Annotated in this window: 13 protein-coding genes; 5 read left to right on the forward strand and 8 right to left on the reverse strand. The window is 44.2% G+C overall.

Annotation, left to right across the window (positions count from 1 at the left end):
• The coding region (locus tag ACED60_RS15270) for a Calx-beta domain-containing protein (RefSeq protein ID WP_371727906.1) at positions 1-2125 on the reverse strand (2125 nt) is incomplete at its 3' end.
• A 400-nt stretch (positions 2126-2525) separates the two neighbouring features.
• On the opposite strand from ACED60_RS15270, the gene ACED60_RS15275 reads away from it, so the two are divergent.
• The 4 genes from ACED60_RS15275 (at position 2526) to ACED60_RS15290 (ending at position 7080) form a co-directional block, all read left to right on the forward strand.
• Entirely contained in the window at positions 2526-3833 is a 1308-nt protein-coding gene (locus tag ACED60_RS15275) for a TolC family outer membrane protein (RefSeq protein ID WP_009846631.1), read from the forward strand.
• Complete coding sequence (locus ACED60_RS15280; protein ID WP_009846630.1) at positions 3833-4447, forward strand: OmpA family protein; 615 nt, start codon at positions 3833-3835, stop codon at positions 4445-4447. Before ACED60_RS15275 ends, ACED60_RS15280 begins: the two co-directional genes overlap by 1 nt.
• Positions 4448-4578: 131 nt before the next feature.
• Entirely contained in the window at positions 4579-4929 is a 351-nt protein-coding gene (locus tag ACED60_RS15285; RefSeq protein ID WP_017062305.1) for a DUF2750 domain-containing protein, read from the forward strand.
• Between the two features lie 162 nt (positions 4930-5091).
• Positions 5092-7080 (forward strand): diguanylate cyclase, encoded by a 1989-nt coding sequence (locus ACED60_RS15290; protein WP_371727907.1) that lies wholly within the window; start codon positions 5092-5094, stop codon positions 7078-7080.
• 2 nt (positions 7081-7082) lie between these two features.
• Here ACED60_RS15290 and queC read toward each other — a convergent pair whose 3' ends face one another.
• Both queC and queE read right to left on the reverse strand, forming a co-directional pair.
• Complete coding sequence (gene queC / locus ACED60_RS15295; protein WP_371727908.1) at positions 7083-7778, reverse strand: 7-cyano-7-deazaguanine synthase QueC; 696 nt, start codon at positions 7776-7778, stop codon at positions 7083-7085.
• A 60-nt stretch (positions 7779-7838) separates the two neighbouring features.
• On the reverse strand, positions 7839-8507 hold the full coding sequence (gene queE / locus ACED60_RS15300; protein ID WP_332251859.1) for a 7-carboxy-7-deazaguanine synthase QueE: 669 nt from the start codon (positions 8505-8507) through the stop codon (positions 7839-7841).
• Positions 8508-8692: 185 nt separating this feature from the next.
• On the opposite strand from queE, the gene ACED60_RS15305 reads away from it, so the two are divergent.
• On the forward strand, positions 8693-9502 hold the full coding sequence (locus tag ACED60_RS15305) for a Cof-type HAD-IIB family hydrolase (protein ID WP_371727909.1): 810 nt from the start codon (positions 8693-8695) through the stop codon (positions 9500-9502).
• A gap of 100 nt (positions 9503-9602) precedes the next feature.
• Here ACED60_RS15305 and ACED60_RS15310 read toward each other — a convergent pair whose 3' ends face one another.
• The 5 genes from ACED60_RS15310 to ACED60_RS15330 form a co-directional block, all read right to left on the reverse strand.
• A complete protein-coding gene (locus ACED60_RS15310) occupies positions 9603-11015 on the reverse strand; it encodes an NUDIX domain-containing protein (RefSeq protein ID WP_371727910.1) in 1413 nt (470 codons plus the stop codon).
• A 72-nt stretch (positions 11016-11087) separates the two neighbouring features.
• On the reverse strand, positions 11088-11567 hold the full coding sequence (locus ACED60_RS15315; protein WP_017069368.1) for a GNAT family N-acetyltransferase: 480 nt from the start codon (positions 11565-11567) through the stop codon (positions 11088-11090).
• 215 nt (positions 11568-11782) lie between these two features.
• On the reverse strand, positions 11783-12184 hold the full coding sequence (locus ACED60_RS15320; RefSeq protein WP_371727911.1) for a glycine zipper domain-containing protein: 402 nt from the start codon (positions 12182-12184) through the stop codon (positions 11783-11785).
• Between the two features lie 237 nt (positions 12185-12421).
• Complete coding sequence (locus tag ACED60_RS15325; protein ID WP_371727912.1) at positions 12422-12868, reverse strand: hypothetical protein; 447 nt, start codon at positions 12866-12868, stop codon at positions 12422-12424.
• 147 nt (positions 12869-13015) lie between these two features.
• On the reverse strand, positions 13016-14920 hold the full coding sequence (locus tag ACED60_RS15330) for a propionyl-CoA synthetase (RefSeq protein ID WP_371727914.1): 1905 nt from the start codon (positions 14918-14920) through the stop codon (positions 13016-13018).
• Positions 14921-14982 lie beyond the last annotated feature (62 nt).

The raw sequence follows: 14982 nt of genomic DNA on the forward strand, positions 1-14982 counted from the left end.
CGTTTAACGTTACCGTCACTGTGTCTTCGCCCGTTGGCGCGCTTTCGTCAGTGATAGTTCCGGTACCAAAATCGGATATATTTAAAGTATTGTTAGCATCCCCAACAGTACCACTCACATTGACATTTAATTTGAAGTTTTCGGCCCCTTCTAGGTAGGGGTCGTCTTGAGTTGCTACGACTACGGTAATGCCAACTGCGTTGCCTGGGATGCTCAACGTCTTACCATTTTCAACGGTGGTGCTCACCGCTTGACCTTCCACCGTGTAGCTTACGTTCAGCATTACTTTGCCGCTCGTGGCTACAAAGTCGGCGATCTCAGCGCTGTCGCTCACGTCCAAATCGAACTTGTACGTCAGGTCGGCGTCGACCGCATTCGACAGACTTACGGCAAAGCTTGCGCTTTGACCTTCAACCACTAGTGCTGCATCACCAACAGTTAGTGTAGGTTTATCGTTGTCTGTAGGTTTACCTGGGTCAACAGGGCCTGTACCGTCATCTTTGATGGTCAACTCACCCGTACCCGTACCCGTGACGCCGGTTGCACCCGTCACTTTCAGGCTCAGCTTCTCATCACCTTCGTACGTACCGTCGTCTTTAGTCGCCACTTCAACAACCAGCTTAGTTTCACCTGCTTTGACTGTGTAAGAGCCATCTGCGTTCGCCGTCACAACCTGACCTGCCGAATCTTTCACCACGATGCTCGTGATGTCCTCTGCCGTCGCTGTGCCGTAAAGGGTTTCTAGTGTAACGCTCACGTCAACTGACGCAGCTTTACTTAAGCTCACATCGAAACTCGCGGTTGAGCCTTCGTTGATAACTTTGCTGTCTTCGATGCTCACAGCTGGGCGATCATCTGGATTCACTGGCGGAGTAGGATCGGTTGGGTCAACCGGGACTGTGCCGTCATCTTTGATGGTTAGCTCACCCGTACCCGTACCCGTGACGCCGGTTGCACCCGTCACTTTCAGGCTCAGTTTCTCATCACCTTCGTATGTGCCGTCGTCTTTGGTCTCGACTTCAACGATTAACTTAGTTTCACCCGCTTTGACTGTGTAAGAGCCATCAGCGTTCGGTGTCACTACGTTACCCGCGGCATCTTTCACAACAACGCTGTTGATGTCGTCCGCTGTTGCTGTGCCGTAAAGGGTTTCTAGCGTTACGCTGACGTCGATGGATGCAGCTTTGCTTAAGCTGACATCGAAGCTCGCGGTTGAACCTTCGTTAATAACTTTGCTGTCTTCGATGCTCACACTTGGGCGATCATCTGGATTCACTGGCGGAGTAGGATCGGTTGGGTCTACAGGACCGGTGCCATCATCTTTGATGGTCAGTTCACCTGTACCCGTGCCTGTTACGCCCGTCGCGCCCGTCACTTTCAGGCTCAGTTTCTCATCGCCTTCGTACGTACCGTCGTCTTTGGTCGCGACTTCAACAACTAACTTAGTTTCACCCGCTGGCACGGTGTAAGAACCGTCAGCGTTTGGTGTCACTACGTTACCCGCGGCATCTTTCACAACAACACTTGTGATGTCGTCCGCTGTTGCAGTTCCGTATAACGTCTCTAGCGTAACGCTAACATCGCCTGACGAAGCTTTACTTAAACTTACGTCGAAAATTGCTGTTGAGCCTTCATTGATAATTTGGCTGTCTTCAATACTTACTGTTGGCTCGACTTCAACTGAGCGGAATAGATCAAGCAAACTCAAGCTTTGAGTTCGGGACAAACCCAAGCCTTCGAAACCAGTTGTTACAAATTCGGTAACTGGGATAGTTTCGTCACCATCTCGTTCAATGGTTCCACTGCTCACTAAGCTCGATCCACTTACACCGGCAGCAGTTGCGAACTCTTCGCCTAACTCTGAAGGATCTTGCCCTTCTTCTAAAGCGGCAAAAATATTTTCAATGTCTTGGTCAAGATCGACTTCATCGCCATCTTTTCCTTGTGGCGTAAAGCGCTTAACTGAAATCTGAGATTCAGAATTTGCATTTTGGGATTCTAAAACGACATCCCCAGCTTGTAATGGCTGTCCGTCTTCTAGGACCTTGATTGTGCCATCTATCGAAATAACAATGCGTTGACCTAATGCTAATGCACCGCTCGCATTCAATACTGTCATGTCCATATAAATCCCTAAGCTCATTTTCTGTTCGCGACGTCAAAATAGTGACATCAATTCTATAATCTAGTGACAATATAACATCTAATGTCATATAATTCCTAGCTATGAATTGCATGTTTAATAACTTACAATGTAAACGAATGATAACGGTCACTGAGTGATAATTAAGATGACGAAAACTTGCATATAAGTTATTGTCTTAGGGAAAGATAACCCAAACACTCAAATCAAATTTAAGTACTCAAAATCGACTTAAATTGTACGGCGATCGGTTAACAACTTTACAACCATTTACGAATGCTCATCGGGCATTCGTTATTTTTTTGGCGGTTCATCTAAATTTGATATATTCAAGCTTAAAAGCGACAAACTTAGGTGATACTCCATTTTTGGGAGATTGAAATTGAACTGGATTAAAACGACTACATTAGGGTTGGCTATTGCACTCAGTTTACCGGCTAGCGCACAAACCTTAGAGCAAGCCGTCGCGTTTACTTTAGAAAGTAACCCTGAAATCAAAGCGGCATATAACCAGTACGTTAGTCAACGTTACCTTAACGATGCTTCTGGTGGAGCTTACCGCCCGAGTATAGATTTAGACGGTGGCATTGGTTACGAATATACGGATTTGGCTACGAATTCGAGCTCAACAGATCTAACGCGTAAAGAAGCAGCAATTACGTTGACACAACTCATTTGGGATGGCGCGAATACTTCTAACGACATTGATCGTACCGCTGCTGATGCAGAGTCTGTCCGTTATCAATTACTATCTAGCGCTCAAGATATTGCACTGCAAGTCACCAAAGTTTATCTTGATTCCGTTAAAGCTTATGAAGTGCTTACACTTTCTGAAAACAATCTCGCGACGCACAAAAATATCTATATAGATATCAAGAAACGAGTTGATTCAGGCATTGGGTCTACAGCAGACATGTCTCAGGTGGAAGCTCGTATTGCAAAAGCTCATGGTAATTTGCTGGCAGCTCAAAATAATTTATTTGATGCCCATACTCAATTCAAACGCCTTGTTGGCCAAGCCCCACTAGGCTTGGTATATCCACGTGCTGACGCAGGCTCTATTCCTTATACGATCGACGGTGCTTTGGCAAAAGCCTTTAACCAACACCCGGTTATCAAAATTGCACAAGCTGACGTAGATTCAGCGAAGTTCCAATACAAGCAGTCGAAGAGTACCAACTACCCAACTGTTTCTTTTGAAGCAGCTCAAAGGTGGCGCGATGATGCAGGTGGTACGAAAGGCAACAGCGATGAATTTTCTGCGATGCTCCGCTTAAAGTACAATCTCTATAACGGTGGAGCCGATCAAGACCGTGCCGAAAGTGCCGCTTATCAACTCAACAAAGCAAAAGACCTACGTGAGAGTACTTACCGCAATGTAGAAGAAAGCTTACGCCTTTCATGGAGCGCTCTTGACTTAACCGTTCAGCAGAAAGATTTCTTGTCGGATCACGTAGACTCGGCTTCTGACACCGTTATCTCTTATGAAAAACAATACCGAATTGGTAAGCGTACCCTTCTCGATCTACTTAACACTGAAAATGAACTCTTCGAAGCACGTAAGGGATTTTTAGACGCTAAGTACGATGTACAGTACGCAAAGTATAGAGTCATGAATGCTACAGGTAACCTATTAACAGGATTACGTGTAGAGACTCCACAAGAATGGAATGAAAAGGTAGAATATTAATGAAGCTTCTCAAAACTATACTCCCACTATGCTTCGTGGTTGCTTCTGCCAACATCATGGCTGAAACAAATGATGAATTCACTTATCGTGCTCTTCCTAGCACCACACAAAGTTATGATCTCGAAGATGATGATAATGATGGTGTTATCAACGCTCGCGATTTATGTATAGACACACAAATAGGCGCTGAAATAGATAATGATGGCTGTGGATCGTATTTCGAGTCTAGCGAAGAAAAAGATCTTCATATTTTATTTGCCAATGACTCTGCGGAAATTAAACCTGTGTTTCTGAGCCAAATTCGTCAAATGGCTGCGTTTCTAAAGCGTTACGAAAACACAAGTATTCAATTGCAAGGTTATGCTAGTAAAGTAGGTAATGCTGAACACAACCTGAAACTATCAGAAAAGCGAGCGGACAATGTAAGGCGTGCACTTATCAGTAATGGAATTCCACCGTCTAGAGCCTATACAGTAGGTTACGGTGATGTCGGCTTCCGTGACAATGACACCGAAACCAATCATGCACTGAACAGAAAAGTTGTAGCTTCTGTTGTCGGATTCAAAGGCAACATCAAAGAAGAGTGGCATATATTTACTAAGATCGGTAAATAGACTCTACCGCACTCAAACCATACTGAAACGTTTGGTAAGCGTTTCAGTATCCTTATAATTCCTTGATCGCCATATACCTACCCCTTGTATAATGTTAATCTTGTCTTGTTATCAACATAGAGAAATTATTCATGAGCAAACTAACCGCTGATACTCAAGCAAATCTAGAACTTTTCGTTTCTGAAACACAAGAAACTAAACTGGTATGGGGCCTTCGCAACGAAGAAGGTTGGCTAGCATGTGACTCAAGTGAATTCGAAAACAGTGAAGTGATGCCGTTCTGGTCTTCAAAAGAGGATGCTCAGACTCACAACGTTGAAGAGTGGGCAGACTTCGAAGTATTAGAAATCCCACTAGATATCTTTGTAGAAGATTGGTTACTGACCCTAGCTGAAGATGGTGTTCTTGTTGGTACTAACTGGAATGCAACATTGGAAGGCAAAGAACTTGAGCCTTCTGATCTAGCGAAATTATACATCTAGCTTCCAAGATCGGTCGTACAATAGCGTACGACCGGTTACCCATGATAAGCCATTGAGAATTAGAGATTTACCTCACATAAAAAACCATCAACTCGCCAAAAAATTTGAAGCAATATCAAACTAACAATAGAATACCGTTCTTTATCTGATTGATATTATCTCGTGATTCACTTCATTTTCATTGCCTTTCTGCTTTTCATCAACCTTTATTCCTTTAGCCAAGCATCAACAGCGGATCATGAATCTTCTCCAACAATTAGCACCTCGGTATTAGATCCCCACACAACTCCAAATGCTGATTGGAACGCACTCTATCTCTCGACTCTAACTCATTCCCCTTCGCGCGCATTGAACATGCTGCAAATGCGCTACACTAGCTCAACAACCTACGGGGATAAGCTCTACCTTTCGGCACTGCTATATCAGTATATGAGCCAGCGAGAACAACCGTTTTATGGAATAGCTTCGAACGACAGTGAATACCAAGCAATAGAACAAGCGTTTATTAATGCCTTAGTAAATGATGGACAAGGTCAGTACAAAGAAGCTCAGCAAGGCTTTTTGTCCATATTAGTAAAAATGCAATCAATCAACGATGTTACAGGTAGAGCATTATTAAAATACCAATTATGTCGTTCTCTCAATGAGCAAGCTAAATATCATCAAGCGAACTATTATTGTTCTGCACTTCAGTCGGATTTGCATGACATTGCTGACCCTGTATTACCAAAATTTGGCACTTATCGAGTGATCGCTAACAATCACCATTTCCGCAGCGACTATCAAGCCGCACTAGATACTTACCTATCACTGATGAGCGTGTTCCCACAAGGACACGATATTTCGGGGATCTATAACGATGTGGGTAATTTGCTCAAAGAGTTAAAGCAATATGATAAATCGGCAGAGTACCTCATAGAAGCACTCGCTCTGAGATCGGATGCTTCTGATTTGATGAAAGCACAAGTTCATCATAGCCTTGCAGATCTTTACCTTAATCAAGGACAAAGTGACCTAGCAATTAATCACTTTCAAAAAGCAAAAGCACTGTTGACTACATCATCTCATAGCTACGGTATTGCGCTAACAACTCTTGGTTTAGGAAAAGCATACACGCAGGCGAAGAACTATGATTTGGCGAGAGACTACTTAGTAGAGTCTCTATCGGCTTCAAGCAAGCTAAACAACGATGTCATTCGAATCAACGCTTTCTTGGCAATCAGCGATATGTTCGAAGACCAAAAACTTAAAACGGAAGCGCTCAATTATGCACAACAAGCTTTGGAGCTATCCGAACAAGTCACAAGACACAAATACACAGCTCAAGCACTACTTCAACTTTCTGATATTTATCAAACTCTCAGCGATTACAAGCAAGCTTTCTATTTCTATCAGCGATACTCATTAATACAGTTCGAAACCCGAGATATAGATAACAGGTTGGCTTTTGAAGCACTAGATCTAGCTCATGCTAGGTACGAAAAAGAACTAGAGAGTTCTTTCCTGAGACATCAAGCAAATTTAGACCGACTTCAAATCGAAAAGATGGAACATCAAAGGATGGTGTATAACATCATTGTTATTCTATTGCTGTGTGCGGCTAGCTTTATGATCTTCACAAACAAAGCCATTCGTGCGAAAGCAGCAATCGATGCCATGACAAAGGCGTATAGTCGCACCGAGATAATACGAAGAGTCAAGCGTATCAAAGCCTGTAAAGGAACAGAAAAACAACATGTTCTCGTTTTACTCGATCTAGATAAATTCAAGAAAATTAATGACCAATATGGCCACCCTACTGGTGATAGAGCGCTCGTTCATATAAGTCAGCAAATAAGACAACATTTAATTAAAGGTGAGCTGTTCGGGCGTTTAGGCGGCGAAGAATTTCTGATCGTGCTTACTGATACAAAACCAGCTGAAGTACAAGAGCGTGTAGAGGAGTTACATTATGCCATTTCGAGTGCGGTCTTCTTATCAGAAAACAAAAAGCCACTTAATGTAACCGCGAGTTTTGCTTATCTAGCAACCTCAAACGCATTAAGTGACTTTGATGACTTGTACTCGGTTCTTGACCAAGCACTTTATCAAGCGAAGAGTAATGGCCGAAATTGCATCATCGATGCTTATAACGAACCTATTGACTCATGAGGTTATTTATTCTCACCCTGCTTGCGAACCAATTCAGCCATAATACCTTGGCGATCACCTAGGTAATCGCTAAGGCCTATTTTGCGTAGTTCACACGCTGGACAGTCGCCGCAGCCATCGCCGATAATACCGTTGTAGCAGGTCAGTGTTTTGTTTCTAACAAGTTCGAGTGCTGAATACTGATCTGCCAACGCCCATGTTTCAGCTTTGTTGAGCCACATTAACGGTGTTTTAATATCAAGCTGCTTATCCATACCTTGTACAAGTGCAGAGTTCATCGCCTTCACAAAGTCATTACGACAATCAGGGTAGCCCGAAAAATCTGTTTCACACACACCCGTGATTACGGCATTTGCACCGATTTGGTAAGCATAAATACCCGCCAAAGTTAAGAACAGAATATTACGACCGGGAACGAAAGAATTCGGTAGCCCATTCTCTTGTAGTTCATGAGAGACGGGAATATCGTCACGAGTAAGAGAGCTAATAGCCAGTTCATTCAACAGAGTCACATCCATTACTTTGTGCGCTTTCACACCAAGTTCTTTCGACAATGACTCAGCAACTTCGATCTCGAGTCTATGGCGCTGACCATAATCAAACGTAATCGCATGAACCTCATCATACTCTTTTAATGCTTGAACAAGACACGTTGTTGAGTCTTGACCACCACTGAATACTACAACTGCTTTTTTCATCTTAAATCCTTACGAGAATCTTCTACTAGCGGCTTATATAGGCCAGTAAACAAATACAACCTATGCGATGCTCAAATATTTGTGAGTTTGGATTGATAAGCGCCAATTGCGCTCAATGCAGGTATCAATACAAAGCTGAGTTGCGCGTTCTTTTTGGCTAATCGGCTGAAGCGCAATGACTGTATTTTCAGGGACATCGGCTCTAGCAATAAGAACATCTAGTTGCTCGATGTCTTTACCTGTACCAACAGGGTGTTTGATTTCATTCGCACGAACGAGTGCGCTATCAAGGATATCCAACTTGGCTTTCATTGCGACTTTTGGTGACACCGTAACCCAGGTGTCTGGTGTGGCTTTTACTTCCGATGTTCCGCTGGTCTCAATCTGACAACGACAACCGTGCTGCTCAAATGCTTCAGTAAGAGGGACAAGATCATAGATGCACGGCTCACCACCGGTAATCACAATGTGCTTCGCGGTGTAACCTTGCTTGATATATTCATTCACGATTCCCTGCGCATCAATTGCAGTCCAAGTCGGTGAATCCTCTGTCTTAACCATAATATCGCCAAGGCTGGTTTCATCTTCCGGCAACGCTTCCCAAGTCTGTTTGGTATCACACCAAGAACAGCCTACAGGGCAAATTTGCAGTCGAACAAAAACAGCGGGAACGCCGGTAAATACGCCCTCACCCTGGATGGTTTCAAACATTTCATTAATCTTGTACAACTTTCCCTCAGCTCAATCATTTGATGAAATTAATCAACCGCAGACCTTAAAGCACTTGCCCCTTTTGGTCAAACAAATGAGTACTGATAAATGAGTTGATCAAAGCCCTAGCCTGAACTTTCAAGTTCCCTTATCCTTTCGCCCATTAGATTTCGTTAGCTTTTAATTTTTTACTAAGGAACAACATGTACAAACTGATTGCTCTTGATATGGATGGCACATTGCTCAACAGTGATAAAATAATTTCTCAAGAGAACAAAGACGCGATATCCAGAGCACGCGCTGCAGGTGTGAAAGTGGTTCTGGCTTCTGGTCGTCCTTTAGAAGGCATGCAGAGTAAGTTAGACGAGCTTTCAATCAACGGCGAAGATGACTTTGTGCTCTTCTACAATGGCTCTATGGTTCAGAATGTATCGACAAAAGAGATCATTCACAGTGAGATTAGCAATGGTAAAGCCGCGAAACAGATTGCTGCATTAGCACAAGAGCTAGGTGGTTATGTGCATGCCTTCAGCAAGGTTCATGGCCTAATAACACCTGAAAACAATGAGTACACCGCTATTGAAGCGCGTATTAACGGCTTAGAGATTACCGAGTTTGACTTTTCTCAACTAGAAGACGACCATGAAATTATCAAAACAATGATTGTCGCAGAACCAAGCAAGCTGACCGAAATCATCGGCAAGTTGCCACAAGAGCTTAAGACTCAGTTTACTATCGTGCAAAGTGCACCATTCTTCTTAGAGTTCTTAAACCCAAATTCAAACAAGGGTGTCGGCATTGAAGCAATCGCTAAACACTTGGGTATTACAGCAGAAGAAGTAATCTGCATGGGTGACGCTGAAAACGATCATCATATGCTTGAATACGCTGGCCTTGGCATTGCAATGGAAAACGCAATGGAAGAAACCAAGAAACTAGCGGATCACATCACAGCGAGCAACGACGACCATGGTGTAGCGGTCGCTATTGAGAAATTTATCTTCAACTCATAAACGCTCAGCAGCTATAGTGAGAATTACTTTTTGCTTGTTGCACAAATGACAAAGGCTGTGCACTGCACAGCCTTTTTTGATTTTATATTAGTCGGTTCGCCTACTCTCTTTTCCATGGCAGACGAAACGCCACTACACCAAATAGAATCAAGATTGGGAAACGTAAGGTCTCAACGATAAATGAAGCGATGCCACTGAATGAGACGAAACTTCCTGCCCAGCTAATCAGCAGATTTCCCGCTAACAACATCGCCATCACTCCAAATACAATCTTGAATGAGAACTGGCCGACCAAAGGCTTCGAATCCGTTAACGTTACTAAGCATGCAATCGTCATCAAAATTGCCACCCAGAAAGAGAATGTTGGCAGTGGCCATATCACCGTGAGAACAATCGACAGTAAGCACAATGCCCACCAGACACCTTTAGAGCTTAATAAGGCACTAATATCAACATCAGGTTTCGCATCTAATCTCACGATGTGCCAAGTCGTTAACGCGCCCAATACGCCTCCCATTAAGACATCACTAAAGAACGCACTGCCTGAATAAGACGCAAATAGCATAATCCACAGTAGGCCCGCGAGCACTATCAAAATCGATTTTTGCTCCAAGAGGCGCTTTAGTTTCCAAAAGACTAACAAGGTTAAACTCACCCATAAGCCAGCCAATAAACTTGGAAAGCTATACCCACTGCTCATCACTAGTTTCAATGTTGGCAAGTAAGCATGCGGACGTGGAAAACCAAACCCTTGGTGGGCGATTAAAGTGAGCAGTGTCACCGAAATCAAAGTGAAGCCAAACTTTAACGCGAAGTTACGGCCAAAATGCCAAGCAATTAGCGGCAATATCACGATGAAAACCCAAGGCTTCGCTAACGAGTCAGTTAAAAGTACAGTATTCGCAAACAAGCTTGGCATCTTATCGAACACGTTTTGAAGCGACACAATCCAATTTAGTTCAACTTGATGGACTTGGGGTGCCGCGCCCACCAGCTCAGTCACATACGTCACAGGTTGATCTGTCGCAGATAAAAACAGCTCGTTAATCTCAGACCACTGTTCTGGGTAGCGGTATTGGTGATCTTGCAATTCAGTAGGAGGAAGTAACATCGCACGGCTGACTTCCACGCCGTAATGAGGCGCAAACCAAATCGGCAACTCAAAGCCACCTAATTCATTCCGAGCCTTGTAGCTGATCACTTCAGAGTCAGAAATACAATCAAACACGACGGCACTGTCGGTATAACCCAGTACATCACCGACCGTTACCGACAAACCCGCCTCTTCCCACGTTTCACGTTGCGCCGCGACTGCTGGCGGCTCACCTGAAACAACAGTGCCTCCCGGTAGAGACAATTGACCTGCGATCAACTCATCAACCAACACGATTTGGTTATCAGCACGTACTACACACAAAGCGCCCGCGATATGATCGGGCAAAGTGTTGCTTGCCCAAGCGGAAGTAGTACTCAAAAGAGATAATATGAAAACTAATAAATATCGAATAGCCAACGAGTTTACCTAAAAATAAGAGAAAAAGTTAAAGACTGCTCTAGTGTAATCAAACACGCACAAAATCGCTGCCTACGTTTTGTGCAAAGCCTTCCTCATCCATTGAATGTGAGGAGTAAACCCCATTTTTTGATAGAAGTCCTTGGCAGGTGAATTAAAGTCCCAAACCTCTACAAAGACTTGTTCAACCCCATAATCATCAAAAGTCGCTTCAACTTTGCTAAACAACTTTTCAGCAATCGATTCTTTTCGATAATCAGGCAAGACAAACAGTTCATCGACACTCCCCATCGGCACCGGTTTACTCACCGTTGAGATAAGCTCACAAAAATGTCCGGAGATAAAGCCAACAATGAGCTCACCTTTTAATGCCACATAAACTAAGCATTCAGGATCATCCAAGTAACGTGCAATGCTTTTTTCCTGCTCAATCTCTTCTGCCGTTTTAAAGTGCTCTGGGCTAGCAAGGTGGTGGTGATGGTGGAGATCGAACATTAACTCGTTAAGTTGTTCCAAATCCGTGTGCTTTGCAGCCCTTAAGATGACATTCATGACTATTGCGCTTCTCAAACCAAATTAATATCTAAACTGAGTCTAGTTTACTTGGCGTGAGTATCTATACAAGTTATTGAATTAATTCATTGTTTGAAGTGCGTATTTTAGATACAAAAACGGCCACATTACGTGGCCATTCTGTTTGAATGATTTTCAATTAAACGAATATCTAGGCTCTAGCTTTAGTTGTAGCTTTTGCTGTAGCGGTAGCTTTATGCACCGTTGTCCTCTTTCTCTTCTTTGAGTTCAGCAAGCTGTTGTTCTAGTTCAATAAGCTTAATTTCAGCCTCTACTTCAGCAACTCGCTTTTCTGCATCGGTGCGATTGTCTTGCGCTAGACCATCGGCAATAACTTGGGTTCGTTGTGCGTTTCTTGCATCATCCGTATCTTTCATTGAACCAGCAACACCACCAGTCACACCACCCAATGCAGCACCCTTCGCGGCTAAGCTCGCATCTCCAGTTAGAGCGCCTGCTGTCGCTCCTAATAAAGCACCACCCACAGCACCACGATTACGTGCAGCATTCTCATTTTCGTTATCCATTGCTGGTGATGCGCAACCAGAAAGAGTCACAATCAGTGTCGCTAAAAGAAAAGGTTTAGTGAATTTCATAGGAGTCTCGCTTAGTTCTTCGTTTGGAGTAGAGCCATCTTAAGCAGAACCGTTAATGAGATAAATAAAGCCACGTTTAGACGATACATCATGTTCAGTTATGTATCATTCAACCATCGTATAAGTGCTTATTGATATATATCTTTGAGCTAGCTTTATCCTGACAAACAAAAAGGGCGACCAATAAGGTCGCCTCAATCGTTCTTCTCTATAATTCTTCTCTTTCAGATGTCGCTCTTAGCCTTTGGACCAAAAGCTTTGCATATTTTCTGCACTAGGGGGTGGCCTAACACCGCAATCTCGATAATGATTTTTATCGCCGATCCCCAGTATCTTGCCATTTTCGTCATCAATCATAGCGGCTACTTTGACACCGTCTCCCACATGACGAGTCAACACGACAATTTCACCGGCTCTTTCAGACCTTACCGCGCCTAAGATTTGATATTCGTAGCGGCCTTTCCTTGAATTAACGATCATCTTCGAGTTGATCGGGTCGGCTTCATATCCCACGCCCATATCAAAAACCGCTTGATAGAGATCGACGCCAGTCTTGGACACACACTTAAATACCTTGGGGTGACTCAAAGGTTCTAACAACACTCGACTCGCTTCATCCTTTGAAATACTGGCACTAGCAGCACCACTGATCAGTAAAGCAATCAACAAAAAGTACGCTCGCATAAAAAGACCTCAATATGTGGGATTCATAATGAGGTCATAATAAACGCAATGGATAAGCGGATGAATAAAGTAGAGTTTAGGTAAACCATCACGCTGGGTTATGCATTAATAAACAAGCCGAAGGTGAGATTACCTAAACTGCGACGTCTATTTGCCGAGCTTTTCAGCTATTTCAGTTAAGCTGGTAGGGTCGTCAATCGTCGAAGGCACCACATATTGCTCGCCTTCTGCGATTTGTCGGATGGTTCTGCGTAAGATCTTACCCGAGCGCGTCTTAGGCAGTCTCTCAACCACCAAGGCTTGCTTAAAGCATGCAACCGCACCAATCTCGTTACGAACCTTACCCACTAACTCAGCTTGCAGTTCAATGCCATCGACTTTCACGCCATCTTTCAGCACAACTAAACCAAGAGGTAGCTGCCCTTTTAAGTCATCGTGAATCCCGACTACCGCACATTCTGCAATGGCTGGGTGACCACCCACGATCTCTTCCATTTCACCCGTCGACAGACGGTGTCCCGCTACGTTTATCACATCGTCGATACGGCCCATGATAAATAGATACCCATCTTCATCAAGATAGCCACCGTCCCCAGAAACATAATAGCCCGGGAACTGACTCAAATAGCCCGATTCAAACCGATCATGATTGCGCCATACCGTGGGTAAGCAACCAGGCGGCAACGGGCGTTTAAGAGCCACAAAACCTTGTTGATTAGGCTGAGCTACTTCACCGAGTTCATTGAGAATCTCCACTTGGTAACCCGGAACAGGTTTAGTGGAAGAGCCCGCTTTCACTGGTAAAGATTCTAACCCTGTTGGATTGGCGGAAATGGCCCAACCTGTTTCGGTTTGCCACCAATGATCGATAACTGGTTTATTGGTATGAGACTCAACCCAATCCAATGTTGGAGGGTCTAAACGCTCGCCAGCCATAAAAATCGACTTGAGCGATGATAAATCATACTTGGTGAGCAACTCGCCTTCGGGATCTTCTTTCTTGATTGCCCTAAACGCTGTTGGCGCAGAAAACAATACATCGACCTTGTACTCTTCACACACACGCCAGAATGCGCCGGGATCTGGCGTTCGTACTGGCTTGCCTTCAAACAAAATGGTCGTACAGCCATGAATCAATGGCGCATACACAATGTAGGAATGCCCCACTACCCAACCGACATCAGAAGCTGCCCAAAACACACCATCTTGCGGCATATCGTAAATAGTGCTCATCGAGTATTTCATCGCAACCGCATGACCACCATTATCGCGCACCACGCCTTTTGGCTTACCCGTCGTCCCTGATGTATACAAGATATATAGTGGGTCAGTCGCTAGAACAGGCACACATACGTGAGGCAAAGCATCCTCAACCGCTTGTTGCCAAAGTACATCACGTTCGTTGTTCAATTCGGCTAGAGACTGCTCTCTTTGGAATACCACGACTTTCTCAGGCTTCCAACGACTGTCCATGATCGCCCTGTCGACCATCGGCTTATATGGCAGAACTTTATTTATCTCGACACCGCAGGATGCAGTAATCAACACTTTCGGTTCAGCATCTTCGATACGAACGGCAAGCTCATGAGGAGCAAAACCACCAAACACCACCGAATGCACCGCGCCTAGTCGTGCACAGGCTAGCATTGCCATGGCAGCTTCAGGAATCATTGGCATGTAGATCACCACACGATCACCTTTGGTAACGCCTTGCGTGGCTAACATACCTGCGACTTTAGCCACTTGTTCACGCAATTGATTGTAAGTGTACGAGGATTGAGTTCCTGTAACTGGAGAGTCGTAAATCAGCGCGGTATTGCCACCTCGCCCATTTTCACAATGGTAATCCAGCGCGAGCCAGCAGGTGTTCATCACCCCATCAGGAAACCAACGTTCAATACCGTTATCGTCAGTTTGTAATATCGTTTTTGGTGGTTCAAACCAATCTATCGCTTGTGCTTGTGTTTCCCAGAACGAATTGGGGTCTTCCCTAGCCCATTGATACTCGGTGATATAGTCTGTTTTTCTGTTCATTCGATTCGTAGCAGACATAGTGCCTCCTCCATGATTTATCCATTAGTCCAAGCGCCTAGCTTTTGGCAGTAGCACTTGAT

Source organism: Vibrio sp. 1F279 (genome assembly GCF_041439815.1).
Taxonomy (GTDB): Bacteria; Pseudomonadota; Gammaproteobacteria; order Enterobacterales; family Vibrionaceae; genus Vibrio; species Vibrio tasmaniensis_A.

Coding starts and splice junctions, on each gene's coding strand:
- ACED60_RS15280 (WP_009846630.1), top strand. CDS start 3,833: ATGAAGCTTCTCAAAACTATACTCCCACTATGCTTCGTGGTTGCTTCT.
- ACED60_RS15285 (WP_017062305.1), top strand. CDS start 4,579: ATGAGCAAACTAACCGCTGATACTCAAGCAAATCTAGAACTTTTCGTT.
- queC (WP_371727908.1), bottom strand. CDS start 7,778: ATGAAAAAAGCAGTTGTAGTATTCAGTGGTGGTCAAGACTCAACAACG.
- ACED60_RS15305 (WP_371727909.1), top strand. CDS start 8,693: ATGTACAAACTGATTGCTCTTGATATGGATGGCACATTGCTCAACAGT.
- ACED60_RS15315 (WP_017069368.1), bottom strand. CDS start 11,567: ATGAATGTCATCTTAAGGGCTGCAAAGCACACGGATTTGGAACAACTT.
- ACED60_RS15320 (WP_371727911.1), bottom strand. CDS start 12,184: ATGAAATTCACTAAACCTTTTCTTTTAGCGACACTGATTGTGACTCTT.
- ACED60_RS15325 (WP_371727912.1), bottom strand. CDS start 12,868: ATGCGAGCGTACTTTTTGTTGATTGCTTTACTGATCAGTGGTGCTGCT.
- ACED60_RS15330 (WP_371727914.1), bottom strand. CDS start 14,920: ATGTCTGCTACGAATCGAATGAACAGAAAAACAGACTATATCACCGAG.